We start from the raw sequence: 22,154 nt of genomic DNA, 5'->3' as shown, positions 1-22,154 counted from the left end.
ACATCATTATGCAGAGCTGGAGCAGTAAAGATTTCACCGCCGACCGCGCGTGGGGCGCGCTGGATATCGCCAATTTTTCCGGCACCACCGTGCGCCTGCACTGGACCGACCAACCCTATATCTGGCACATCAACGACGGTCAGGAGGTGTTTGCCGTCATGGATGGTCAGGTGGCGATGCATGTGAAAGTCAACGGCGAGGAGCAGGTGATCGTGCTGAACGCCGGCGATATCTTCTACGCCGAGGTGGGATGCGAGCATGTCGCTCATCCCCAGGGGGCGGCGCGTATTCTGGTGATTGAGAAAGAAGGGTCGGTCTGATCCCGCCGGCGGGCCATTCGTTAGTCCGCCGTTTCATCGCCTGTCAGACTCCATATACCGCGTTGATATAAATCACGTATCCAGCTTTCGATATACTTAATTCTTGTTTGCCATTCCCTTCACCCCAGCACTATCTTTTGCCGCAGACGCCTGAACAGGCACAACCGCGGGAGAGATCATGGCAACCTTGCAGTGGGACCACGCAGTACAGTTTGTGAATCAGCCGGAAGCGGCGATTGAAACCTTTGCCGGACAGCAGCTGCGGGCGGTGGCCGGCGGGCGCCATCCGGGGTGGGGAACCCGCAATGCGCTGAGCTATTTTGGTCTGACCTATATCGAATTCCTCGCCATTTCCGACCCGGACGAACTGCGCGCCGCGAGGGACAGGTTTCTGCTCTCGCGGGATGCCGCGCGGTTGCTGCCGGAGAACGAAGCGCTGTTTCGCGTCGCGCTGCGCAGCGACGACATCGACGCCACCCATGACCACTTGCGGCGCAAGGGGCTGGCGGTGTCACCGATCGTCGATGGCCAGCGCCACGATCCGCAGGGCAATGTCATCCGCTGGCGGATCTTCACCATCGATGGCGACACCGACGGGCTGGTCTATCCTTTTGTGCTGCAGTGGGGAGAAGACGACGAGACCCGGCTGGCGCGGCTGCGCGCCCAGGGGCTGGACGTGCCTCATCCGCTGGGCGACATTGTGCTCGAGCAGGCGGTGTTCGAGGTGGACAATCCGCAGGCGGTGCGCGATCGCTGGCAGGCGCTGCTGGGCTTCCCGCCACAGGGGGAGCAGGGGCTGGACGTGGGCGGCCAGTGGTTTACTTTCCGCGAAGGAGCCGCCAACCAGCTGACCGAACTGGTGTTTCGCGTCGCCAACCCGGCGCTTAAGGGGCAACGCTTTCGCGTTGGCAACGGCGTGTATCGCTTTATATAAAGGCTGACTCTAGCGTACCGTGGCGCGCAGGGCCCCCGGCGGCTGGCCGGTGATGCGTTTGAAAGCCCGGCTGAAGGCCGCCAGCGACTGATACCCGAGGCGGAAGGCCACCTTTTCCAGCGCCTGGCCTTCGTGTGTGATGTACTGCACCGCCAGCCGCATACGCAGCTCGGTCAGATAGCGGGCGGGGGTGGTGCCGGTGGCGGCAAGAAAACGCTCGGCGAAGAGAGAGCGCGACAGCCCCGCCTCCCGCGCCAGATCTTCCACTTTCCAGTTCACGCCCGGACGCTGATGCATGGCGTAGATCGCTTTCGCCAGCCGGGGATCGCGCAGGACCTGCACCCAGCCGGTGGCGTTACCGCACCCGCATGCCACCCAGCCGCGGACAATCAGCGCGGCCACCACGTCCGCCAGCCGGGCGAGGATCCCGGCATAGCCCGCCTGGCGGGTGAGCGATTCCCGCTCCATTGCGGCCAGCAGCGGTTGGATCTCCGGCCAGGTGTGGAGCAGGCAACTCACCCGCATCACCTCGGGCATGGCCTTCACCAGCGGCTGCATGCCGCCGAGCTCAAAGTCCATGCAGCCGCTGAAAATCACGGCGCGCTCCGGGCAGTCAGGCTGGCCGCCAGCGTTGATGCAACTTACCGTGCTGCACACCGTTTCGCTATTCAGCTGCGCCACATTCACCACCGCGGCCTGCGGATCGGAGAGCAGGGCGTGTCCGTCGCCGTTGGGAATAAACAGCGCGTCGCCGCTCTCCAGGGTGAACTGTTCTCCGCTGGCCATGCGCAGCAGCACCGGCCCGCGGCTGATGAAATGGAACTGGGCTTTGCCCGCCACGGCGCTAAAACCGACGCCAAACGGGCGGGAGGTTTCGATGCGCCGGTAATTCACGCCGGAAAGGCGCATACCGCGCAGCAGTTCGCTGGTCAGGTCGATAGTAGGCTGGCTCATGGTAATTCCGGACGAATAATCAATAACTGAAGAGTATGCATCATATATCGTCCAGAGGTAAGCCCCTAAGATGGCCAGGATGTTAATAAACCTGGAGAGATGTATATGACTTCCTGCATAGCTGCTGATGCAAGCCTGACCCCCGTCAGGCCTGCCTGGCGTGCCGTCTATGCCCTGGCCCTCGGGGTGTTCGGCCTGATCGTGGCCGAGTTTCTGCCCGCCAGCCTGTTAACGCCGATGGCCAGCAGCCTCGGCGTCAGCGAAGGGATGGCCGGGCAGGCGGTGACCGCCACTGCGCTGGTGGCGTTAGTCACCGGCCTGCTGATCGCCACCGCCACCCGCAATATCGACCGCCGCTGGGTGCTGATGTTTTTTTCCGTGCTGCAGATTGTCTCCAGCCTGATGGTCGCTTTTGCCGGTTCGCTGGCGTTTCTCCTGCTCGGTCGTCTGCTGCTGGGGATCGCCATCGGCGGTTTCTGGGCGATGTCCACCGCCACGGCGATGCGTCTGGTGCCGGCGGCCCATGTGCCGAAGGCGCTGGCGATCATCTTTTCCGCGGTATCTGTCGCCACAGTGGTGGCCGCGCCGCTCGGCAGCTACCTCGGGGAGCTGATCGGCTGGCGCAACGTGTTTATTCTCTGCGCGATACCCAGCCTGCTGGCGCTTCTCTGGCAGCTGTGGGTGCTGCCCTCCATGCGCCCGGAAAGCGTTGGCACCTTCTCCACGCTGTTCAGGGTGCTGCGCCGTCCCGGTATGCTGGGCGGCATGCTGGCGTCGATCCTGATTTTCAGCGGCCATTTCGCCTTCTTCACCTACCTGCGTCCGTTCCTTGAGACCGTCGCGCAGACCAGCGTTGAAGGCGTTTCACTGATTTTGCTCGGCTTCGGTATCGCTAACTTTATCGGCACCTCGGTAGCGAGCTATCTGCTGAGCCGCAGCCTGCGTCTGACCCTGGCGCTGGTGCCGCTGATGATGAGCGCCCTGGCGCTGCTGATGGTGACGTTTGGCCATCTGAGCGTGCTCGACGGGCTGCTAGTCGCCCTGTGGGGGTTTGCCTTCGGTCTGGTGCCGGTGGCCTGGTCCACCTGGCTGGCCACCACCGTGCCGGATGAGGCGGAAAGCGCGGGCGGTCTGCTGGTGGCCTCTATTCAGCTGGCCATCAGCGCCGGCGCCGCCGGCGGCGGGGCGGTGTTCGATCTGCACGGCGCCAGCGGCGTCTTCACCGGCAGCGGTGTGCTGCTGTTGACCGCGATGGTCGTGGTCTTCACCGCCGTGCGGGTGAAACCGGTCGCCCGCGCCGAACAGCCGGAGACCGGTCGCTTATCCCGCGAGATCGATAACTAAATTGGCCGACAGGCTGCGGGAGCAGCACAGCGCAATATGCTGCTCCGCTGCCTGTTTTTCCGCCTCCGACTGCACGGTATCCCGGTGGTCGACCGTTCCCTCCCGCACCGGCGTCAGGCAGGCGCCGCAGATCCCCATTTCGCAGGAGAGCGGCACATCGACGCCATGCTCCTGCAGCACCCGGGCGATGGTTTTGTTCCCCGGTACCGGCCAGCGCTCCCCGGTGGAGGCGAGGGTGATGGTGAAGGTTCCGTCCGCCGCCGAGGCCGCCGTCGTGGCGGGCGGCTGGAACGCTTCGCTGTGCAGTTGCGCCTCCGCCCAGCCGGCCGCCAGCGCGGTGTCGCGCACCTGGTTCATAAACCCTGCCGGTCCGCAGAAATAGACTCGGGTGTCGGCGTCCGGCGCGCCCAGATCCTGCGCCAGCCGCAGGCGCGGACTCTGTCCGTCGGCAGAGCAGTGGATCAGGCAGGTTCCGCCGGTGAGCTGGCTGGCGATCTCGGTGGCGAAGGCGACCTCCTGCGCGCGGCTGACGTAGTAGTGCAGCGTAAAGCTGGCGCCGGACGCCGCCCGGGCGTAGGCCATCGCCAGCAGCGGCGTAATGCCGATCCCGGCGGCGAGGAGCACCACGTGGCCGCCCCCGCGCAGGGGAAAGTGGTTGCGCGGGGCAGAGATCAGCAAGGGCTGCCCCGGACGCAGGGTGTCATGAATATAACGGGAGCCGCCTCGCGACTGCGCCTCGCGGGCGACGCAGAGCAGATAGTGATCCCGCCCGGCCGGGCTGCCGGTCAGCGAATACTGACGGATCAGCCCGCAGGGGAGATGGAGGTCGATATGGGCGCCGGGCGTCCACGCCGGCAGCGGTTGCCCATCGGCGCTCACCAGACGAACGGCCAGATTTTTCGCGCCCTGGCGCCACAGGCCATCGACCACCACCGGGAGTATGTCGCGCATAAGACCTCCACTCATACCAGAAAGAAATCGCCAAAGCCCATCTTCTTCAGCCCACGGCGGTAGGCGATAGAGCTGCGGTCTGCCGGAATATGCGCCTCCAGGGTCAGATCCAGCGGCAGCCGCTCCGGGCGCTGGGTCTCAACCATCAGGCGATCCTCCTCAAACACCCGCAGGTTGAACGCATGAACGTCTTCCACCGGCACATGCAGGTCAAAATTGCGGGCGATAGGGGCGAACATCCGCGTCACGCGCGACGACACCGGCGAGGCGGCGTTCATGATCACCAGCTTCGCATCGGCAGGGAAATGGATGGTCAGCGTGGCGGTGAAGGGCAGATGCATTTCAAAGTGACGCAGCCACTGGAACCCTTCCGGCGCGCGGAAATCGGAGCTGGCCGGGTAATTGCCCACCGAGCTCCAGTAGTCGGCAACAAAACCGAACGGTGTCTCCTGCGGGGTGTAGTCCGGCACCTGCTGATTGTCCGGGTCGGCGAAGGTATCAGTGTGGATCCACGCAAAGTGGGCGACATCGAGAAAGCCTTCGACCTGGCGGCCGGCAAAGCCCTTCACCTCGAAGGCCGGGCAGTTGATTTGCTGAAAGCCGGCGTCGTCCCAGTGCGGCATGGTCGGTAACGGCGGCGGATTGTCCGGATCGCAGGCCAGACAGGTCCAGATCAGCCCGTAGCGCTCCTCCACGGCGAAGCTGGTGAGATGCAGTTTGGCTGGAATGGGTTGCCCCGGACTGGAGGGGATGCGGTTGCAGCGGCCATCCTCGCCAAAGCGCAGGCCATGATAGGGGCAGACGATGCCTTCTTCTTCATGAAACCCCAGGGTCAGCGGGACGCCGCGGTGCGGGCAGACGTCGCGGGCGACCACCACCTGACCTTTAATGCGATAGATAACCAACTGTTCGTCCAGCAGGGTGGCTTTCACCGGGGCGCCGCCAATATCGCAGGCGCGGGCCACCGGGTGCCAGCAGCGGGCCAGCCGCAGCCAGTCCTCTGGATCATAGGTGCAATGGGCGGGGGGCGTGGGGGTGGTTGTCTTCATGGTTTCTCTTCCTGCTCACATCGGTGATTGTTTTATTGTTGTGAGATTATTGTTGTCATATTAGGGTGTTCACATCCATCACCATTAATTCACTCTGCTGTTGCAAAAAAGAGTACAGGGTCGCCATGAGTCCATTTTCCCGTTTCGCCCACTATTTCATCGCCGTGGCCCGCTGCGGCAGTCTGCGCCGGGCCGCCGAGCAGCTGCATATCTCCGCCTCGGCGATTAACCGCCAGATCCTGCAGGCCGAGGAGACCTTCGGGACACCGCTGTTCGAGCGGCTGCCGGAGGGACTGCGGATGACCACCGCGGGCGAACTGCTGTATGACAATCTGCTGCGCTGGCAGAAGGAGTTTCGCCAGACCCGGCAGAAATTTGATGAGCTGCAGGGGATGAAGCGCGGGAGCGTTAGCGTCGGTATGGTGCAGGCGCTGGCGGAAGGTGGCTTCGCCGCCGCGCTGGCGGAGATTATCGCCAGCTGGCCGTGGCTGGAGCTGGATCTGCAGGTGGCCGACAGCCACACCGTCAGCCAGAAAGTGCGTCAGGCGGATCTGGACGTCGGTCTGATCCTCGATCCGCAGGGGCAGGCCGGACTCAGCGTGCTGGCCTTTGCCGAACTGGAGGTGGGGATTGTGATGCGCCCGGACCACCCCCTGGCGGGGGCGAGGGCCCTGTCTTTGGGCGAGCTCAGCCTCGAGCGGCACATCGTGCCCGGCGCGCCGCTGATCGTTCATGAGCGGGTGGCGCTTCTCTATCGCCACCATGACTTTGCGCCAGAGAATACCATCAGCTGCAATGATATCCGGCTCATTAAGTCGCTGGTGCTGCGCGGCAGCGGCGTGACGCTCCTCAGCCTGCTCGACGTGCTGGACGAGGTTCAGCGCGGACAGCTGGCCTTTGTCCCGCTGCGCAGTACGCTGCTGCGGCCGCTGACCCTGGCGCTGTGCACCGCGCCTTCGCGTCAGCTATCGCGTCCTGCGCAGATGGCCATTCAGACGCTGAGCGCGGTGATTGAATCCATGGCGACCGTCAGCCCAGCGGCCCGCTGAGGATGGTATCGCACATGCCGTTGATAATCCGCTCGCCGGTCTCCTCCCGCAGCTCCTGGTACCAGGCTTCAGTGAGCTGCATATCCTTTCCGTGGGTGATATCGCAGCGCTTGCGCGCCTTCAGTACCAGATCGCGGACCCGGTCGCAGCGCTGGGCTTCATACTCGCGCAGGGCGGTCGCAATATCGCGGGTCTGGCGGAAAACGGCGCCCAGCACCACCGCATCTTCCATCGCCGCGCATCCCCCCTGGCCAATATCCGGGGTGGTGCTGTGTCCGGCGTCGCCCAGCAGCGCGACGCGACCGCGCACCAGGCGGCTGAATGGTTCGATATCGTGGATTTCAATACGGTTGGTGGTCTGCGGGTCGAGGGCGGCGATCAGCTTCTGCACCGGCGGCGCCCAGCCGGCAAAGTAGCGGCTGAGGTCAGCGCGCAGGGTGTCACGATCCTCCGCCAGACCCGCCGGCAGCGGCACATCAAAGAAAAAGTAGAACCGGCCGGCGGAGACCGGCATCAGCGAGACGCGCTTGCCTTCGCCGACAAAGGTGGTCCACTGATCGCCGGGCGCCAGCGCTTCATCTATTTCCACCAGACCGTTCCAGTTGACGTAGCCGGCGTAGCGGCGCTGCGGGGTAAAGCCGAGCACCCACGGACGCAGCGCGGAATGGCTGCCGTCGGCGGCAATCAGCAGATCGCCGCTGGCGCTGCTGCCGTCGGTAAACCACACCGTCACGCCGTCGGCGTTTTCTTCACAGCGGGTGACGCGTTTGCCGAACTGCACGCTTTCCCGTCCCCAGTAATCCAGCATTTCCCGCTGCAGCTCTGCGCGGGAGACCGGGCAGGGGCGGCTGCCGGTACGTTCGATCAGCGGCGCGAGGCTGAACTGGGTCATGTTCTCGCCGCTGCGGAAATCGCGATACGCCATGCGGCGCAGCGGTCCGCCGAAGGTTTCCATGATATCGCCCATACCGAGGTGGGCCATGCACTTCACGCCGTTGGGCCACACGGAAATTGCCGCGCCGACCGGTTTGATCTCTTTCACCGCTTCATAGACTTCGCAGTCGATCCCCGACTGTTTGAGCGCCACTGCCGCACTTAAGCCGCCGATGCCGGCGCCAATCACGATTGCTTTCATTTTTTTCTCCTTCTCCCGATGTTGTGACTGACTACAGCAATTTGCGTACCAGTTCGCCGGAGGGAGGAAAACCGCCGGCCTGAGGCACAGCGATAGGTCATGACGCACCACATCGGTGCAATGTGACGCATTGGTTGCCTTTTTATGAATCAAAAGTTTCTTTATGTTGCATTAAGAATCTATCGTTTCAGCACTCTGGTTCCGCAGCGGTGGGGAGCGAGGCGTGACTGGAGTGATTTAACTAATTGATATTAAAGTATTAATAAATTTATTCGTTCGCGTTGGTCGTCTCTGGCCTGCTTTGTGCAGAAGCTCTTGCACTTCTCTTTGCTACGGGATAACACCATGTCTGACGAACATCACAGCGGCCTGCTTTACGGCCTTGAACAGCGGATCCCACCGCTTGCGGCCTTTTTTAGCGCCCTCCAGCATGTGCTGGCGGGTCTGGTGGGGATCATCACGCCGCCGCTGATTATCGGCGCCACCCTCGGACTTGGCGACTGGCTGCCGTATCTCATCAGTATGTCGCTGCTGGCCTCGGGTATCGGTACCTTTCTGCAGTCCAACCGGGTCTGGGGCATTGGCGCCGGGATGATCTGCATGCAGGGCACCAGCTTCGCCTTTCTTGGCGTGGCGGTAGCCGGAGGGATGTGGGTGAAAGCGCAGGGCGGCGGGCCGCAGGATATTATGGCGATGCTGTTTGGCGTTAACTTTGTCGCCGCCCTGGTGCCGGTGATTGTCAGCCGCTTTATTGAACCGCTGAAGAAAATCTTTACTCCCATCATTACCGGCAGCGTGATTGCGCTGATCGGCATCAGCCTGATCAAGGTCAGCGTTATTAACTGGTGCGGTGGAGAAAAGGCGCAGGATTTCGCCAGCATGAGCAATATCGCGCTCGGGGCGGGTACCCTTGGCGTTATCGTTCTGCTGAGCTGCGCCAAAAACCGCTGGCTGCGGCTCTCCTCGGTGGTGGTGGGCATTGCCGTGGGCTGTGTGGCGGCAGGACTGAGCGGTCAGTTCCACCTTCACAGCCTGGGCGACACCCTGTTTCGCCTGCCGACGCTGTTTCCGTTCGGCTTTCAGTTCAACAGCGCGATTTTTCTGCCGGTGGCGCTGGTGTCGCTGGTCTGTATTCTGGAGGCGGTGGGCGATCTGACGGCCAACTCGCTGATTTCGCAACAGTCTGTTGACGATCGCGCTTTCCGCAACCGGTTGAAGGGCGGTATCCTGGCGGACGGCGTCAGCTGCATGGTGGCCGCGATGCTCAGCGCCTTTCCGAACACGACTTTCGCGCAGAACAACGGCGTGATCCAGATGACCGGGGTGGCCAGCCGCTATGTCGGGCGCTACATTGGCGTGATTCTGATCCTGCTTGGGCTGTTCCCGCCGGTGGGCGAACTGCTGCGGCAGATCCCGGCGCCGGTGCTGGGGGGCGCCACGATGGTGATGTTTGGCTGTGTGGTAGCGGCCGGGATCCGGATCATTACCCAGAACCCGCTCACCCGACGCGATGTGCTGATCGTTGGTCTGGCGTTTGGCGCGGGCCTTGGCGTGGAGTCGGTGCCGGCGTTTCTCAGCCATTTTCCGCCGATGGTCGGCGATCTGTTCGGTTCGGCGGCCACCAGCGGTGGGCTGGTGGCGATAGCGCTGAACCTTGTTCTGCCGCAGGAGCAGGCGGCGACGAAAACGATAAGGAGTCAGGATGATCGCGCTGAGACAGTTTAACCGTCTGAGTCATGATGAGGCAGTGGCGCTGCTGGCCCCCTGCGTGGCGCTCCCGGCCTGGAGCGATACGCTGGTGAGCTTGCGACCCTTCGCCTGCCGTGAAGCGCTGCTGCAGGTCGCCCGGGAAGCGATGGCCGACTGGGGGGAGAACGATCTGAACGCGGCGCTCAGCGCCCATCCGCGGATCGGCGAAAAACCGACCGGCAGCCAGGCGCACGCGACGATGTCGCGCCAGGAGCAGTCGGCGGTGGACAGCGATAATGAAAAGCTGGCGCAGGCCCTGCGGGAGGGGAATGCCCGCTACGAGGCTCGTTTTGGCCGGGTGTTTTTAATCCGCGCCAAAGGGCGCAGCGGCGAAGAGATGCTGCAGGCGCTGACGCGCCGGCTGCAGCATACCGCCGACGAAGAAGTGGCTGAGGCGCTTGCCCAGCTGCGGGAAATTACGATGTTAAGACTGGAAGGAGCGATTGGCGAATGAGTACCCTGAGCACCCATATTCTGGATATTTCCACCGGCACGCCGGCGGAAGGCGTGACGGTCAGCCTGAGCCGGGAGGGCGAGACGCTGGCGAACCTGGTGACGAACGCCCAGGGGCGTATCGCCACCTTCAGTGCCGCGCCGCTGCCGGCGGGGCGCTACTGCTTAACCGCGGAAACGGGGGCGTGGTTTGCCCGCGTCGGGCGCGAGAGCGTTTTTAGCCGGGCGCAGATTGATTTTGTCATTGGCGAGGCGACAGATGACCATTTCCATCTGCCGTTTCTGATAGCCCCGGGCGGGTGGTCGACCTACCGCGGCAGCTAAGCCCGGCTGCCCGTTGCCGGGCGGCGCAGCGCTTGCCCGGCCTGGATCGTTACGGAGCAGGCAGAGACAGCCGTAGGCCCGGTAAGGCGCAGCCGCCACCGGGCATGTAAAGGTGTCTCCGGCCACCATTGTTCCTGTTTTATCCCCACACAAGGATAATTATACTCCTATCCCCACCAGGGGATAACCTTGACATTATCCCCTGTAGGGTATAAAAGCAGATTTATCCCGATAGGGGGATAAACAATGGTGAGGAACAAGCGATGCATTCCCCTCAGATATACAGTCCCGTTCAGCTGGCCAATTACCTGAAACTGCTGCGCCAGCAAAATCACTGGACTCAGGAGGCGCTGGCCAGCCGGATCGGCATTAAACAGGCGACGCTGTCCAATTTTGAAAATCACCCGGACAAAACCACCTTGACCACCCTGTTCAAGATCCTCCAGTCGCTGGGGGTGGTGATGACCCTGAACGCCAAACCGGCCGAGACGGCGACGGCCCCCGATAACACCACGGATCTGGACTGGTAATGGCGACGCTCACCACCTGGATGAACAATGTGCGCGTGGGAACCTTAACCCGCCAGGCCAACGGGGCGCACAGTTTCCGCTATGATGACGAGTGGCTGCGCAGCCCGCGCGCCAGGCCGCTCTCCCTCTCGCTGCCGCTGCAGTATGGCAATATCACCGCCGACGCGGTGTATCACTATTTTGATAACCTGCTGCCCGACAGCCCACAGGTCCGCGACCGGATCGTCAGGCGCTATCAGGCGCGCTCGAAACAGCCGTTCGATCTGCTGGCTGAGGTCGGCCGGGATAGCGTAGGGGCGGTGACTCTGCTACCGCCGGGGGAAGAGGCGCATCTTGCAGCGTTGCGCTGGCAGACGCTGGATGAGGCGCAACTGACCGCGTTGCTGACCGCCTACCAGTCGGATATTCCGCTCGGGATGGTGACCGGCCAGGACGATTTTCGTATCTCGGTGGCCGGCGCTCAGGAGAAAACCGCGCTGCTGCGAATGGGCGAGCACTGGTGTATTCCGCAGGGCACCACCCCGACCACCCATATCATTAAACTGCCCATTGGCGAGATAAAACAGCCCAATGCGACGCTGGATCTGCGTGAAAGCGTGGATAACGAATATCTGTGCCTGGCGCTGGCCAGGGCGTTGGGCCTGGCGGTGCCGGAGGCGGAGATTATCACCACCCCGCGGATCCGTGCGCTGGCGGTGACCCGCTTCGACCGGCGCTGGGCGCAGGAGGGGCGCGTGCTGCTGCGGCTGCCGCAAGAGGATCTGTGTCAGGCATTCGGCATCCCGTCGTCGATGAAATACGAGTCTGACGGCGGGCCGGGTATCGCCGCGATCATGACCTTTCTGCTGGGCTCCAGTGAAGCCCTGAAAGATCGCTATGACTTTATGAAGTTCATGGTGTTCCAGTGGCTGACCGGGGCAACGGACGGGCATGCGAAGAATTTCTCGCTCTTTCTACTGCCCGGCGGCAGCTACCGGCTCACGCCGTTCTACGACATTATTTCGGCATTTCCGGTGCTGGGAGGGACGGGACTGCATCTGCGCGACCTGAAGCTGTCGATGGGGCTCAACGCCACCCGAGGGCGGAAAACGGAGATTAACGCCATCTATCCGCGTCATTTTCTGGCGACCGCCAAAGCGGTTAACTTTCCCCGGGATCAGATGCTGGCGATCCTTGACGAGTTTGCCGACCGCGTGCCACAGGCCATCGAAAGCGCCCGCCGGACACTGCCGGTGGACTTTTCCGCCCACGTCTGGCGGGCGATCACGGAGAACATGCTGAAACTGCACGCCCGCCTGCAGCAAGGGCTGCAGGCGCGATAGCGAAACCGAGTGGCGGTTAGCTCTGCGGCTGCCCCCAGCGGCTGCGCAGGTAGTTAACCGCCTGGCGGGTCTGCGGCTGATTGAGGTTGTTTTCGCGGAACAGGATGGTGCCCTGGATCTGCGGCAGGGACTCATTGAGATCGAGCTGCTTTTTCAGCTCCGGCACGCCGCCATCCACCGTCCAGTCAGGCTCATTTTTGGACGGCTCACCCACCTTATACAGCGCCACGCCAATATACAGCCGGGTATGGGTGGGCTTAACCACCTCGGCCCACCAGTTGGCCAGCACATCATAGCGCGCCGCATCGCGGGAAAATGGCCAGTAGATCTGCGGGGCGATGTAGTCGAGCAGTCCCTGCTGCACCCAGCTGCGGGTATCGGCATAGGATTCATCATAGGCGGCCGCGCCACGGGTATCAGACCCCGCTGGATCGTGGGAGCGGTTGCGCCACACCCCGGCCGGGCTTACGCCAAACTCGACGTTCGGATTGAGTTTTTTAATGGTCGCGGAGACCTGGGCAATAAGCTGTTGAGTGTTATGCCGCCGCCAGTCGCCCTTCGAGGCATAGCCCTGCCCGTAACGGCGGAAGGTCTCGTTGTCGTTAAGCGGGGAAGCGGCGGTTTCGGTGTAGAAATAGTCATCGAACTGCACGCCGTCAATCGGGTAGTTCTGCACCACTTCAGCGACGATGCTGGTGATCCAGTCACGCGCTTCGGGAATACCCGGGTCGAGAACAAAGCGATCGCTGGCGGTGCGGATCCAGTTACGGTGCAGGACAAACACGCTGGCCGGCACCTGAGTGAGGGTGTTATTCAGCTCGGCAATAGTCGACGGTTTGGTGTTGACCGAGACGCGGTAAGGGTTAAACCACGCGTGAACCTTCATGCCGCGCTTGTGCGCTTCATCCAGCATAAACTGCAGCGGATCGTAGCCGGGATATTCGCCGATTTTGCCGGTCAGCATATCGGACCACGGGAGAATATCCGACCGCCAGAGCGCCGTACCGTCCGGTTTCACCTGGAAAAAGACGGTGTTGATCCCCAGGCGCTGCAGATTATCGAGTTTGGCGATCAGCGCCAGCTTCTGCTGCGTGATGCGGCTTTCCGGCGTACTGGCGATAATCGACCCGACCGGCGGCCAGTCAAGGCGCGAGACGGTGGTCAGCCAGATGCCGCGTACCGGCTCCCGGTGCGTCTGACCGGCTTTAACGGCCGCGCTCTTCGGCGGCGTGACGAGGGATTTCGGGGCCTTACTGGTGCAGCTGAACAGCATGCCGGCGGCGATGAGCGCCGCGCCTGCCAGCGCCACTTTGCTGGCTAAAGGGAATCGACGAGAATGGCTGATGATGAACTCCCGTGTAATCAGATCGTCGCGTGTAGGCGCTATTCTCTTACGATTCGCCGGTCAGAGCAATTCCTTGTTCGGACTGCGGCCATCAAGAGAGAGGCGTCAGTCGGGCTGCCCCGCCAGAAGGTAACTCAGCGGATCCGCGACTGCTCGTCGTCGCGCAGCGTCAGTATCTCAAAACCGTTGGCGGTCACCGCCACGGTGTGCTCCCACTGCGCGGAGAGTTTTTTATCGCGGGTGACCACCGTCCAGCCATCCTTTTTGGTCTTGATACGACTGTCGCCCTGGTTCACCATCGGTTCAATAGTGAATACCATGCCTTCCTGCAGCACGGCGCCTTCCCCGGGCCTGCCGTAGTGCAGCACCTGCGGCTCTTCATGCATTTCCTGACCGACTCCGTGACCGCAGTATTCTCTGACCACGCTGTAGCCATGGTCCTCGACCCAGCGCTGAATGGCATGGCCGATGTCGCCCAGCGTCGCGCCAGGTTTCACCACCTCAATGCCTTTCCACATCGCTTCATAGGTGGTTTTTACCAGCCGGCGCGCCAGCGGGGAAACGTCGCCTATCAGGTACATCTTACTGGAGTCAGCGATCATGCCCGCTTTCTCGAGGGTAATATCGACGTTAACGATCATCCCGGAGCGCAGATGCTCGGTCGCCTTTGGGATGCCATGGCAGACCACGTCGTTAATCGAGGTGTTCAACACATAGGGAAAGTCGTATTGCCCCTTGCTGGCCGGGCGAGCGTGCAGCTGGTTGACGATAAAATCTTCCACTCGATCGTTGATTTCCATCGTCGTCACGCCGGGAACGATAAAGGTATCCAGCATGGCAAACACCGATGCCAGCAGCTGGCCGGCATGACGCTGGCGCGCGAGCTCATCGGCGGTTTTAATGATTATTGATGGCATTGATCACCTCCAGCAGACGGTCAGAGCCGGATTTCAGCATCAGCAGTTTGATCTGCTGGTGGTTAAGCTCGGGGTAGAGTTCGCTCATCATGCCCAGACGGATCCAGTATTCCGCCTGCGCATTGACGGAGCGGGACATGGCTTTGCTGGCATCACGAATATCATCGTGCAGCAGATCGGAGATTTTGACGATTCCCATAACAAAAACCCATATATGATTCGTATATGTATCGTATACCATCCAGTGCGGATTGTCCCTGGCATTTTGTGGCCTGGGTGGCGAACACCATGCAAAAAAGCCCGACCGGCGGGCTTATTTTTCAGCATGTGTTCAGGTTAAAAATTCGCGCTGTTTACCATGGCGAAAATTACCCATTAGGTTATCAGTATGCGGAATGAAAATAACATGATGGCGACGCATCAATATATTTTATGCAGGTGTTAATTTTGCGTATGAATATTCTCCCGTCAGGCCGGGAATCCGGGGGATTTACAGCGCGTCAGTGAGTTTATCCACCACCACTTTACCCGCATTATCAAACTGCGTAATGCGGAAGCTGTCGCTCCAGGAGCGGCGGGTGGTGAAGCGGTCAAACAGGGATACCCGACCTTTACGCTGGCCATCTTTACTTAAAATAACCCATTCGGTCACCGAAGAATAATGCTGACTATTGTCATGACGACTCTGTTGTTCAACCAGGCGATCTTCTTTTTCCACTTTTAAATAATCACGCAACATATTTAACCTCCATAGAAAGTATTATTAACATTACTCCTTTTATTTATTCTTTCAATCAAACTTTTTAATCAATAAAAGTAACTATTAGTGGGCGACCTAAGTGGGAAAATCGCCGAGTTTGTCACTCCCGAAGATGGCCAGGTCCACTACGCTTAACAGGCGTGTGCGCCGCGCGGTCGGCGCATGCCCGGGCCGGAAAGGCGACCATAAAACACCTTAACCTTGTATTCATTATGGGCGTGATTCTGTTATATCTAATGCGTTTTGCCACGACCGAGCCACAGAGAGCGCTGTACCATGAGTAACGATCACCTGACGGACATTGCCTATCGCCACTTTATTGAAAGTGTTAAAGATTATGCCATCTATATGTTGAGCGCCGACGGGACGGTCATCAGCTGGAACGAGGGCGCCCGCCGGGCAAAAGGATACCTGAGCGACGAGATCGTCGGTCGCTACTTCGGTCTCTTCTATAGCGAAGCCGAACAGCTCTCCGGGGTGCCGGCAAAAAATCTGCAAATTGCCCTGCGTAGCGGCCAGTTTGAAGGCGAAGGCTGGCGGTATCGTAAAGATGGCTCCCGGTTCTGGGCGCATGTCATGATCGATGCCATCCGCGATGAACACCATAACCTGCTGGGCTTTGCCAAAATTACCCGCGACATCAGCGAACAGAAGGCGATCAATGACCGCATCGCGTGGATGGCGCGCTACGATGCGCTGACCGGTTTACCCAATCGGGTGGAGTTCTTTGAGCGGGTGGAAAAGCTGATCACCGGTAATGACGCCCGCCGCTTTGCCGTTTTCACCATCGATTTAGATAAGTTTAAAGAGATTAACGATCTGCAGGGCCATCTTATTGGCGATCAGCTGCTGCAGCGCGTGGCAGGCGCCGTGCTGAAAACGCTGCAGAAGGAGGAGATGGTCGCCCGCTTCGGCGGCGATGAGTTTGTGGCCGTCAAACCTTTTGCCGATGAAAGCGAAGTGGACGCCTTTGCCACCCGTCTCTGGCACTGCTTCAGCGGTAAGCAGACGTTTGCCGCGACGGAAGTGATCCTCTCCGCCAGCATAGGTATCTCCGTCTACCCGGAGGACGGGACGGATATTAATACGGTACTGAGCAATTCCGATCTGGCCATGTATCGGGCAAAGAGCAGTCTCGACCACAAGATTTGCTGGTACGAACGTGAGATGGACGACAAGACGCGGCAGCGGAATATGATGGCCGCCGACATCCGCCGCGGTATTCAGGCGGGGGAGTTTTCGCTTCACTATCAGGCGATCCGCAACATTAAAGATCGTCGCATCACCGGTTATGAAGCGCTGTTGCGCTGGCAGCATCCGCAGCTGGGGGCTATCCCGCCGGAGGTGTTTATTCCCATCGCCGAAGAGAGTGGCGCTATTGTGCCATTAGGCTACTGGGTACTGGAGCAGGTGTGCAGCGAATCACTGGATAATCGGCTGAATAAAAAAATCTCAGTCAATATCTCACCGGTACAGTTACGTCACCGCAGCTTTATCGAAAAAGTCCGCGAGATCCTGATGCGAACCGCTTATCCGGTTAGCCTGCTGGAATTTGAAGTGACGGAGACGGCGTTTATCATCAATAAACAGCTGGCGTTCAGCGTGCTGCATCATCTGCAAAAGATGGGCATCAGTATTGCGCTGGATGATTTCGGCACCGGTTACTCCTCCCTGAGCATGCTGCGCGATTTTCATTTCGACGTCATCAAGCTCGACCGTAGCTTTATGCAGGATGTGGAGAGCAATCCTCAGGTTCGCTCGTTCGTGCGGGCGATTATCTCGCTGGGCAACTCAATCAATACCCCGCTTATCGCCGAAGGGGTAGAAACCGAGGGGCAACGGCAGATCCTCGAAGAAGAGGGATGCGACGAAATGCAGGGCTTTCTGTTCGGCGAGCCGGTCGATGTTAAACATCTGCCACGGCAGAATTAACGCACCCGCCGTTGGCTGGTGGGCGCGGGATCGTTACTGATGCGCTAACGTAGGCTGCCCGGAAAGGTGCAGCAGTGCCGCGCGCAGGGAGACCTCGAACATCTGACCGTGCGTCAGGCCAGGGTAGCGCCAGAATTGCACCGTCAGACCGTTGCTGGCCAGCTGCTGCTGGGTCTGACGCAGTACGCCCAGGGAGGCTTCATGCCCGGAGGGCTCGCCAGCGGCTTTTCCGTCGCCTTCCAGCAGATACAGTGACGTCCCGATAAACGCGGTGGCATCAAGGGTCTGGGTGTCCTTCAGGGGAGACGTCTGCGCCTGGCCAAGCGACGGGCTGGCAGAATAGTAGATCCTGAAAAGGGAGTGGTTTCGCCACGCGTCGAGTACAAACAGTCCGCCGTAAGAGTGGCCCCAGATAGCGCGCTGGCGAGGATCGATTTTCAGGTTAGCTTCTGTTTGCGGAACCATCGTTTCGCTCAGCAGCTGACGAAACAGATCATTACCCCCGGTTTTTCGCGGCGGCAGCGCGGTTTTCCCGGCGCGAGGTTCTTGCGTCTTCAGCGGCGGAGTGTAATCCCAGGCCCGGGCGGCGGTATCGAAGGGCAGCGCCGTCTGGTAACCAATAGCGACGATGACCGGTGGGGAACCGGCGGAGAGCTGTTGCAGAAACGCGTCGTTGAGTTTATCCATCACCGCATTGCCGTCCAGCATATACAGCACCGGGTAACCGGCGGCCGGCGGCGCTTTATCCGGCACCGCGGTCCACACCCGGTAATGGCGTTCGCCATCGGCAGAGTCGTACTGGCGCTGGGTAAAATGATAGAAAGCTGACCCTTTATCCGCAATATTCGGTCCCAGCGGCTGCAGATCCGGCCGGGCGAAACTGCCGCTGCTGTAAAATAGCGCGCCTATCGCCAGCGTCAGCAATCCGTGCGTCTGCCGCGCTGTGATGATCCCTGAATCCTGCTTCACCTCGTCTGTCCTCCTGTTCTCTGTCATCTGGCGTTTTGCCTGGGCTGACACGTTAGCATAGCTTCATTGATAATGGTTCTCATTTCTTTTTATGCGCGCAGTAGCAGGTGGCATGCCGCTGAGGCTGGTGGCGGAATCAGACCAATAAATGGAGGGGCCGGGGGCAGCGCCCCGGCCGGTGGCGCACTTAATGGGGCAGTGCGTTATGCTGGAGGATCTTCAGGAAGTCATTTTTGTCAGAGATTAATGACAGCGCATTCGCGATCAGCTCATCGCTGAATATCGAGGCAATTTCTTTGAGCACGTCAATATGCTCTTTCTCTTTCGCAATCACGCCAATGGCAATAAACATCACGTTGCCGCGATCCCAGATAACGCCATCAGGAAACTGAAAGATCTCAATCCCGGTTTTAAGGATGATATCCGTCGCTGATTTCGGCAGATGCGGCAGGGTGATGCCATTGCCCAAAAAAGTGGAAACCTGATGTTCACGCTCCAGCAGAAAGTGAACGCACTCCTGATTGACATAGCCTTTGGCTTTACACTCCTCGCCAATCATGGCGATGACTTCCGCTTTATTACTGGCCTTGCAGCCGATGTGCAGATTATCCAGCGTGATGTTATCGATCATAGCCAACCTCCCTGGTGAGACGAGTGGATTTTTTATCCTCATGATTCGCTGACAGCTCTGCTTCTAACTGCTCCAGCGATTTATTGGAGGTCTCCGGCAGGGCGAACACCACGAACAGAATCGCCAAATAGTTGATGGCCGCGAAGATGAAGAAGACCGGCCCCAGGCCCAGTTTCGCCTGCAGCAGCGGGAACAGGTAGCTGACTACCGCGTTCATGATCCACATGAAAAATACCGAGATCCCCATCGACAGTCCGCGGAATTTCAGCGGGAACAGCTCGGCTAATACCACCCAGGTGATAAAGCCCATCGAGCCCTGCATCACGCCGACGAACAGCGCGCCCAGCAGCCAGATAGCGGTGGCTTTCAGATCGCCCACCAGGGTGTAGTCGACTGCGGCGATAATCAGATGCAGCGTGGCCATAATGGCGAAGCCGTAGATGATGATCGTCTTACGTTTGAAGCGGTCGACAAGGAACAGCACGCCAACCAGCATACCGCCGACGGAGAAGACACCGTTCAGCACGTTACAGATCAGCGAGGTACGCTCTGAGAAGCCGGCGGTACTCAGGATTTCCGTACCGTAATACATAATGACGTTCACCCCGGTGGTTTGCTGCAGTGCGGCCCAGGTAATGCCCACCAGCAAAATTTTGAGGATCCATGGCGTTTTGAGGATAGTGGTGAAGGTGTTCTGAGTGCTGTACTTATTGCCGGCTTCAATTTTGATCAGGGTGGAGATGTCGTCATACTCTTTCTGTGCGCGTTCCGCCGGGCGGATCTGTTGGAGAATATGCAGCGCTTCTTCGTGGCGGTTTTTGCTGATCAGCCAGCGCGGACTTTCCGGCGCGCGCCACATACCAACAAACAGGCAGATAGCGGGGATCGCCTGCACTAACAGCATATAGCGCCAGACGTCCGGCAGATGGCCCCAGATGATGCCAATGATCGCGTTAATGGCAAACGCCGCCAGCTGGCCGATAACGATGGCGACTTCATTCAGGCCGGTCAACTTGCCGCGCATCTCGGTGGGCGCCACTTCAGAAATAAAGGTCGGAGCGGTAACCGAGGCGCCGCCGACGGCGTACCCCAGCAGGGCGCGGGCAATCAGCAGGGTGGTGATATCGGGAGCCGCAGCGGAAAGCAGGGCGCCGATGAGAAAGATAAAGGAGAGGAAGAGTAAGTATTTGCGCCGGCCGAAGTAGTCGGCAAACTTGCCGCCAAACACGCTGCCCAGCGCGGCGCCGACCAGCAGGACGCTCATCACCAGCCCTTCGGTGGTCGGGGTCAGCGCCATGTACTGCTTCAGTGAGGAAAAGGCGCCGTTGATAACGCCAGTGTCGTAACCGAAAAGCAGGCCGCCGAAGGTGGCCACTAAGGTGATCTGATGAAGTCGTTTTCTCTGTTGCTGGTTCAGGTTTGTTATAAATGACATGGTAGTCCCTTTATTTTGTTGAACGACACAAGATAAAAATACATCTCCCCAGTCAGGATTTATCACGCCTGTGTTGTCGTATCTAACTGAATTAAATGATTTTCTTCTTTGTGTAATTGCTCAGCACATGGCAGGGTACGCTAAGCAATGGCGGTCAAAGAGGTTTACGGCTTGGTGGTGATATGGATGTTGTCGATATCCGTTCTCCTTTTCGGGGTTAGCGGTCTTCAGTGCGTCGGCAGGACAGCGCCCTGGTGTGGCATGTTGCTGTCGTTCCGGCGATTTACTGTGATAAGAATATGGCACAAAGAAATGGAACGAGCATGCTACAAGATCACATTATGAAAATTTAATTTCAAATCAGTGTTGCAGGAAGGTAAATACATGAAGCCAATCACAATGGCATGCAGCGCGATATCCCCATGAAAAGGGGGTTGATTTTGCGATTGAGTAATAATTATGTTGTTTTCAGTGGGTTAATGTAACTCAAAGAATACAACGCAGATCACATTTTTACGCCATAATATCGAAGAATAGAATTTATATTTCATTACTCCGATCAGGGAAAAGCGTGGCTGGCGACTCTGGGTCGTCGGTCTGGAGGGGGGAGCGCAGGCCATCGACGCGTCTGTGCGGAGGGAGGTTATGGGGCAGGCATTGCGCTGATAACCCTGCGGAGAGAAGGTCTCCCGGCAGGGTTGCGGCAAAAAATCAGTGCAGCGCGGGCCAGTAACCTTCGTTGGCGACGATCAGCTCATCGAGAATCGCTTTCGCCACCGCGGCGCTGGGCACCGTTTTTGACAGGGTGATGGCCTGCCACAGTTTCTGGTAGCTTTTCTCAATCCAGGCGTCAACGACCAGCTTCTCTACCGCCACCTGCTGCTCCATCAGTCCTTTCTGGAACGAAGGGATTTTTCCCATCGCCAGCGGTTCCGGGCCGTTGACGCCCACCAGGCAGGGGACTTCCACCATCGCCGTCTCGTCAAAGTTGGCGATCGCCCCGTTGTTTTCCACGATCAACAGCATCCGCTCCTGGGTGTTAAAGGCGATGGCGCAGGCGAGGTCGACGATGAAGGTGGCATGGGCCCCGGCATGGAAATGTGCGCCTTCCGCGGTGCCGCGACGGGTGATCTCCCGGGCCATATCGAAGACCTCTTTTTCACGCCCGGCCATCACCTCGTTGGCCCGCGTAAAGTCCGGGTCAGAGTGCGCCACCTCGTAGTCAGGGTAGAGGTAGTATTTCAGGTAAGTGTTAGGCAGGGTCAGGGGATCAAGGGCAAACACATCCTTCACCTTTTTAAAGGTCTCGATCCAGCTCGGCGCCTTATGCTGAAAATCCTCTTTTGGGCTACTGTAACCCTGCTCCGCCACGTGACGCTTCAGCGCCGGCATCAGATCGTTACCGGCTTTATCGGTGATGCTGGTCCACCAGCCAAAATGATTCAGGCCGTAGTAGCGGACGTTCAGTGCCTTGCGGGACGGCAGACCGAGGATGTCGGCAAACAGCCCCTCAATGGCCACCGGCATATCGCAGATGTTGATAATGCGCGCGTCGGGACGCAGGCGACGGGTCGCTTCCGCGACGATGGCCGCCGGGTTGGAGTAGTTGAGCATCCACGCCCCCGGGGCGTACTGCTGCATATAATCGACCAGCTCCAGTACGCCGGCAATCGAGCGCATACCGTAGGCGATCCCCCCCGGCCCACAGGTTTCCTGGCCCGGCACGCCATATTTCAGTGGGATCTTTTCATCCTTTTCCCGCATCTCATACAGGCCAACGCGAATATGCGCCATCACAAAATCAACGTCGGTGAAGGCCGCCTGCGGATCGGTGGTATAGCTGAACTTCACCTGCGGGAAGCGTTCAGCCACCAGAATGGCGCAGGCGTCGCCGATGGTCTTCTGACGCTCGTGATGGTTATCGTACAGACGGATCTCCCGCAGGGGAAAGCGCGCCATATTTTCCAGCAGCATCATGACAATCCCTGGCGTATAGGTACTCCCGCCGCCGGCAATCGTGACCACAAAGTTATCTTTCATTTACCACCTCG

At 59.6% G+C, this 22,154-nt stretch carries 22 protein-coding genes; 10 read left to right on the top strand and 12 right to left on the bottom strand.

All coding sequences use genetic code 11. From position 1 onward, the window contains the following. The first annotated feature begins 8 nt into the window (after positions 1–8). Together ABLX76_RS11045 and ABLX76_RS11040 are read left to right on the top strand one after the other, a co-directional pair. A complete protein-coding gene (locus tag ABLX76_RS11045; protein ID WP_023289656.1) occupies positions 9–320 on the top strand; it encodes a cupin domain-containing protein in 312 nt (103 codons plus the stop codon). Between the two features lie 178 nt (positions 321–498). Further along, positions 499–1,254 carry a VOC family protein gene (locus tag ABLX76_RS11040; protein ID WP_261901445.1) on the top strand — a complete coding sequence of 252 codons (756 nt, stop codon included), beginning with the start codon at positions 499–501 and terminating at the stop codon, positions 1,252–1,254. Positions 1,255–1,263: 9 nt separating this feature from the next. On the opposite strand, the gene ABLX76_RS11035 is transcribed toward ABLX76_RS11040, so the two are convergent. Continuing rightward, complete coding sequence (locus tag ABLX76_RS11035) at positions 1,264–2,208, bottom strand: AraC family transcriptional regulator (RefSeq protein ID WP_348874516.1); 945 nt, start codon at positions 2,206–2,208, stop codon at positions 1,264–1,266. A gap of 105 nt (positions 2,209–2,313) precedes the next feature. Here ABLX76_RS11035 and ABLX76_RS11030 point away from each other — a divergent pair, with 105 nt between their 5' ends. Then, on the top strand, positions 2,314–3,552 hold the full coding sequence (locus ABLX76_RS11030; RefSeq protein ID WP_348874515.1) for an MFS transporter: 1,239 nt from the start codon (positions 2,314–2,316) through the stop codon (positions 3,550–3,552). Here ABLX76_RS11030 and hpxE read toward each other — a convergent pair. Together hpxE and hpxD are read right to left on the bottom strand one after the other, a co-directional pair. After that, on the bottom strand, positions 3,529–4,503 hold the full coding sequence (gene hpxE, locus ABLX76_RS11025; protein WP_348874514.1) for a molybdenum cofactor-independent xanthine hydroxylase subunit HpxE: 975 nt from the start codon (positions 4,501–4,503) through the stop codon (positions 3,529–3,531). The two genes, ABLX76_RS11030 and hpxE, sit on opposite strands and share 24 nt — an antisense overlap. A gap of 11 nt (positions 4,504–4,514) precedes the next feature. Then, positions 4,515–5,552: a molybdenum cofactor-independent xanthine hydroxylase subunit HpxD gene (gene hpxD, locus ABLX76_RS11020; protein ID WP_348874513.1), complete on the bottom strand. Its 1,038-nt coding sequence runs from the start codon at positions 5,550–5,552 to the stop codon at positions 4,515–4,517. Between the two features lie 125 nt (positions 5,553–5,677). On the opposite strand from hpxD, the gene hpxR reads away from it, so the two are divergent. Continuing rightward, complete coding sequence (gene hpxR, locus ABLX76_RS11015) at positions 5,678–6,601, top strand: LysR family hpxDE operon transcriptional regulator HpxR (RefSeq protein WP_241516047.1); 924 nt, start codon at positions 5,678–5,680, stop codon at positions 6,599–6,601. Here the strand turns inward: hpxR and hpxO are convergent. Next, entirely contained in the window at positions 6,582–7,736 is a 1,155-nt protein-coding gene (gene hpxO / locus ABLX76_RS11010) for an FAD-dependent urate hydroxylase HpxO (protein WP_023289663.1), read from the bottom strand. The genes hpxR and hpxO overlap by 20 nt on opposite strands. A 345-nt stretch (positions 7,737–8,081) precedes the next feature. Between hpxO and ABLX76_RS11005 the strand changes: the two genes are divergently transcribed. The 5 genes from ABLX76_RS11005 to ABLX76_RS10985 all read left to right on the top strand — a co-directional run bounded on the left by ABLX76_RS11005 (position 8,082) and on the right by ABLX76_RS10985 (position 12,114). Then, positions 8,082–9,461, top strand: a complete 1,380-nt coding sequence (locus tag ABLX76_RS11005) for a nucleobase:cation symporter-2 family protein (protein WP_032452824.1) — start codon at positions 8,082–8,084, stop codon at positions 9,459–9,461. Then, positions 9,439–9,939: a 2-oxo-4-hydroxy-4-carboxy-5-ureidoimidazoline decarboxylase gene (uraD, locus tag ABLX76_RS11000; protein ID WP_261901443.1), complete on the top strand. Its 501-nt coding sequence runs from the start codon at positions 9,439–9,441 to the stop codon at positions 9,937–9,939. Before ABLX76_RS11005 ends, uraD begins: the two co-directional genes overlap by 23 nt. After that, positions 9,936–10,262 (top strand): hydroxyisourate hydrolase, encoded by a 327-nt coding sequence (gene uraH, locus ABLX76_RS10995; protein WP_217332803.1) that lies wholly within the window; start codon positions 9,936–9,938, stop codon positions 10,260–10,262. The genes uraD and uraH overlap by 4 nt, the downstream gene beginning before the upstream one ends. Positions 10,263–10,525: 263 nt before the next feature. Continuing rightward, positions 10,526–10,792, top strand: coding sequence for a type II toxin-antitoxin system antitoxin HipB (gene hipB, locus ABLX76_RS10990; RefSeq protein WP_023289667.1), 267 nt, complete (start codon positions 10,526–10,528; stop codon positions 10,790–10,792). Beyond that, positions 10,792–12,114: a type II toxin-antitoxin system HipA family toxin gene (locus tag ABLX76_RS10985; RefSeq protein ID WP_064154631.1), complete on the top strand. Its 1,323-nt coding sequence runs from the start codon at positions 10,792–10,794 to the stop codon at positions 12,112–12,114. Before hipB ends, ABLX76_RS10985 begins: the two co-directional genes overlap by 1 nt. 16 nt (positions 12,115–12,130) lie before the next feature. Here the strand turns inward: ABLX76_RS10985 and ABLX76_RS10980 are convergent, their stop codons facing one another. The 4 genes from ABLX76_RS10980 to ABLX76_RS10965 all read right to left on the bottom strand — a co-directional run bounded on the left by ABLX76_RS10980 (position 12,131) and on the right by ABLX76_RS10965 (position 15,115). Then, positions 12,131–13,423: a glycoside hydrolase family 10 protein gene (locus ABLX76_RS10980; RefSeq protein WP_261901442.1), complete on the bottom strand. Its 1,293-nt coding sequence runs from the start codon at positions 13,421–13,423 to the stop codon at positions 12,131–12,133. A 170-nt stretch (positions 13,424–13,593) separates the two neighbouring features. Next, positions 13,594–14,376 carry a type I methionyl aminopeptidase gene (gene map / locus ABLX76_RS10975; protein WP_218810086.1) on the bottom strand — a complete coding sequence of 261 codons (783 nt, stop codon included), beginning with the start codon at positions 14,374–14,376 and terminating at the stop codon, positions 13,594–13,596. Further along, positions 14,357–14,575 carry a ParD-like family protein gene (locus ABLX76_RS10970; RefSeq protein ID WP_002904808.1) on the bottom strand — a complete coding sequence of 73 codons (219 nt, stop codon included), beginning with the start codon at positions 14,573–14,575 and terminating at the stop codon, positions 14,357–14,359. Before ABLX76_RS10970 ends, map begins: the two co-directional genes overlap by 20 nt. Positions 14,576–14,866: 291 nt before the next feature. Continuing rightward, a complete protein-coding gene (locus tag ABLX76_RS10965; RefSeq protein ID WP_004205912.1) occupies positions 14,867–15,115 on the bottom strand; it encodes a hypothetical protein in 249 nt (82 codons plus the stop codon). Positions 15,116–15,412: 297 nt separating this feature from the next. Between ABLX76_RS10965 and ABLX76_RS10960 the strand changes: the two genes are divergently transcribed. Continuing rightward, positions 15,413–17,068 carry an EAL domain-containing protein gene (locus tag ABLX76_RS10960; RefSeq protein WP_087776238.1) on the top strand — a complete coding sequence of 552 codons (1,656 nt, stop codon included), beginning with the start codon at positions 15,413–15,415 and terminating at the stop codon, positions 17,066–17,068. A 33-nt stretch (positions 17,069–17,101) separates the two neighbouring features. Here the strand turns inward: ABLX76_RS10960 and ABLX76_RS10955 are convergent, their stop codons facing one another. The 4 genes from ABLX76_RS10955 to ABLX76_RS10940 all read right to left on the bottom strand — a co-directional run bounded on the left by ABLX76_RS10955 (position 17,102) and on the right by ABLX76_RS10940 (position 22,143). Continuing rightward, entirely contained in the window at positions 17,102–18,037 is a 936-nt protein-coding gene (locus ABLX76_RS10955) for an alpha/beta hydrolase-fold protein (protein ID WP_243805696.1), read from the bottom strand. A 187-nt stretch (positions 18,038–18,224) separates the two neighbouring features. Continuing rightward, positions 18,225–18,668, bottom strand: coding sequence for a PTS sugar transporter subunit IIA (locus ABLX76_RS10950; RefSeq protein WP_348874512.1), 444 nt, complete (start codon positions 18,666–18,668; stop codon positions 18,225–18,227). Beyond that, entirely contained in the window at positions 18,658–20,103 is a 1,446-nt protein-coding gene (locus ABLX76_RS10945; RefSeq protein WP_086076285.1) for a sugar porter family MFS transporter, read from the bottom strand. The genes ABLX76_RS10950 and ABLX76_RS10945 overlap by 11 nt, the downstream gene beginning before the upstream one ends. Positions 20,104–20,814: 711 nt before the next feature. Continuing rightward, on the bottom strand, positions 20,815–22,143 hold the full coding sequence (locus tag ABLX76_RS10940; protein WP_004205902.1) for a 6-phospho-alpha-glucosidase: 1,329 nt from the start codon (positions 22,141–22,143) through the stop codon (positions 20,815–20,817). Between the last annotated feature and the right edge of the window lie 11 nt (positions 22,144–22,154).

The organism is Klebsiella sp. JB_Kp004 (assembly GCF_040065795.1).
Lineage (GTDB): Bacteria > Pseudomonadota > Gammaproteobacteria > Enterobacterales > Enterobacteriaceae > Klebsiella > Klebsiella quasipneumoniae.
Note: the sequence above shows the minus strand (reverse complement) of the source record. Positions and strands in the feature narration are given on the sequence as shown.

What these genes read in the sequence shown, in the direction of transcription:
- ABLX76_RS11005 (WP_032452824.1), top strand. Translation starts at nt 8,082, where the DNA reads ATGTCTGACGAACATCACAGCGGCCTGCTTTACGGCCTTGAACAGCGG.
- hpxE (WP_348874514.1), bottom strand. Translation starts at nt 4,503, where the DNA reads ATGCGCGACATACTCCCGGTGGTGGTCGATGGCCTGTGGCGCCAGGGC.
- ABLX76_RS10950 (WP_348874512.1), bottom strand. Translation starts at nt 18,668, where the DNA reads ATGATCGATAACATCACGCTGGATAATCTGCACATCGGCTGCAAGGCC.
- ABLX76_RS10960 (WP_087776238.1), top strand. Translation starts at nt 15,413, where the DNA reads ATGAGTAACGATCACCTGACGGACATTGCCTATCGCCACTTTATTGAA.
- ABLX76_RS10940 (WP_004205902.1), bottom strand. Translation starts at nt 22,143, where the DNA reads ATGAAAGATAACTTTGTGGTCACGATTGCCGGCGGCGGGAGTACCTAT.
- map (WP_218810086.1), bottom strand. Translation starts at nt 14,376, where the DNA reads ATGCCATCAATAATCATTAAAACCGCCGATGAGCTCGCGCGCCAGCGT.
- ABLX76_RS10965 (WP_004205912.1), bottom strand. Translation starts at nt 15,115, where the DNA reads ATGTTGCGTGATTATTTAAAAGTGGAAAAAGAAGATCGCCTGGTTGAA.
- ABLX76_RS11045 (WP_023289656.1), top strand. Translation starts at nt 9, where the DNA reads ATGCAGAGCTGGAGCAGTAAAGATTTCACCGCCGACCGCGCGTGGGGC.
- uraD (WP_261901443.1), top strand. Translation starts at nt 9,439, where the DNA reads ATGATCGCGCTGAGACAGTTTAACCGTCTGAGTCATGATGAGGCAGTG.
- uraH (WP_217332803.1), top strand. Translation starts at nt 9,936, where the DNA reads ATGAGTACCCTGAGCACCCATATTCTGGATATTTCCACCGGCACGCCG.
- hpxO (WP_023289663.1), bottom strand. Translation starts at nt 7,736, where the DNA reads ATGAAAGCAATCGTGATTGGCGCCGGCATCGGCGGCTTAAGTGCGGCA.
- ABLX76_RS11030 (WP_348874515.1), top strand. Translation starts at nt 2,314, where the DNA reads ATGACTTCCTGCATAGCTGCTGATGCAAGCCTGACCCCCGTCAGGCCT.
- ABLX76_RS11040 (WP_261901445.1), top strand. Translation starts at nt 499, where the DNA reads ATGGCAACCTTGCAGTGGGACCACGCAGTACAGTTTGTGAATCAGCCG.
- hpxD (WP_348874513.1), bottom strand. Translation starts at nt 5,552, where the DNA reads ATGAAGACAACCACCCCCACGCCCCCCGCCCATTGCACCTATGATCCA.
- ABLX76_RS11035 (WP_348874516.1), bottom strand. Translation starts at nt 2,208, where the DNA reads ATGAGCCAGCCTACTATCGACCTGACCAGCGAACTGCTGCGCGGTATG.
- hipB (WP_023289667.1), top strand. Translation starts at nt 10,526, where the DNA reads ATGCATTCCCCTCAGATATACAGTCCCGTTCAGCTGGCCAATTACCTG.
- ABLX76_RS10945 (WP_086076285.1), bottom strand. Translation starts at nt 20,103, where the DNA reads ATGTCATTTATAACAAACCTGAACCAGCAACAGAGAAAACGACTTCAT.
- ABLX76_RS10970 (WP_002904808.1), bottom strand. Translation starts at nt 14,575, where the DNA reads ATGGGAATCGTCAAAATCTCCGATCTGCTGCACGATGATATTCGTGAT.
- hpxR (WP_241516047.1), top strand. Translation starts at nt 5,678, where the DNA reads ATGAGTCCATTTTCCCGTTTCGCCCACTATTTCATCGCCGTGGCCCGC.
- ABLX76_RS10985 (WP_064154631.1), top strand. Translation starts at nt 10,792, where the DNA reads ATGGCGACGCTCACCACCTGGATGAACAATGTGCGCGTGGGAACCTTA.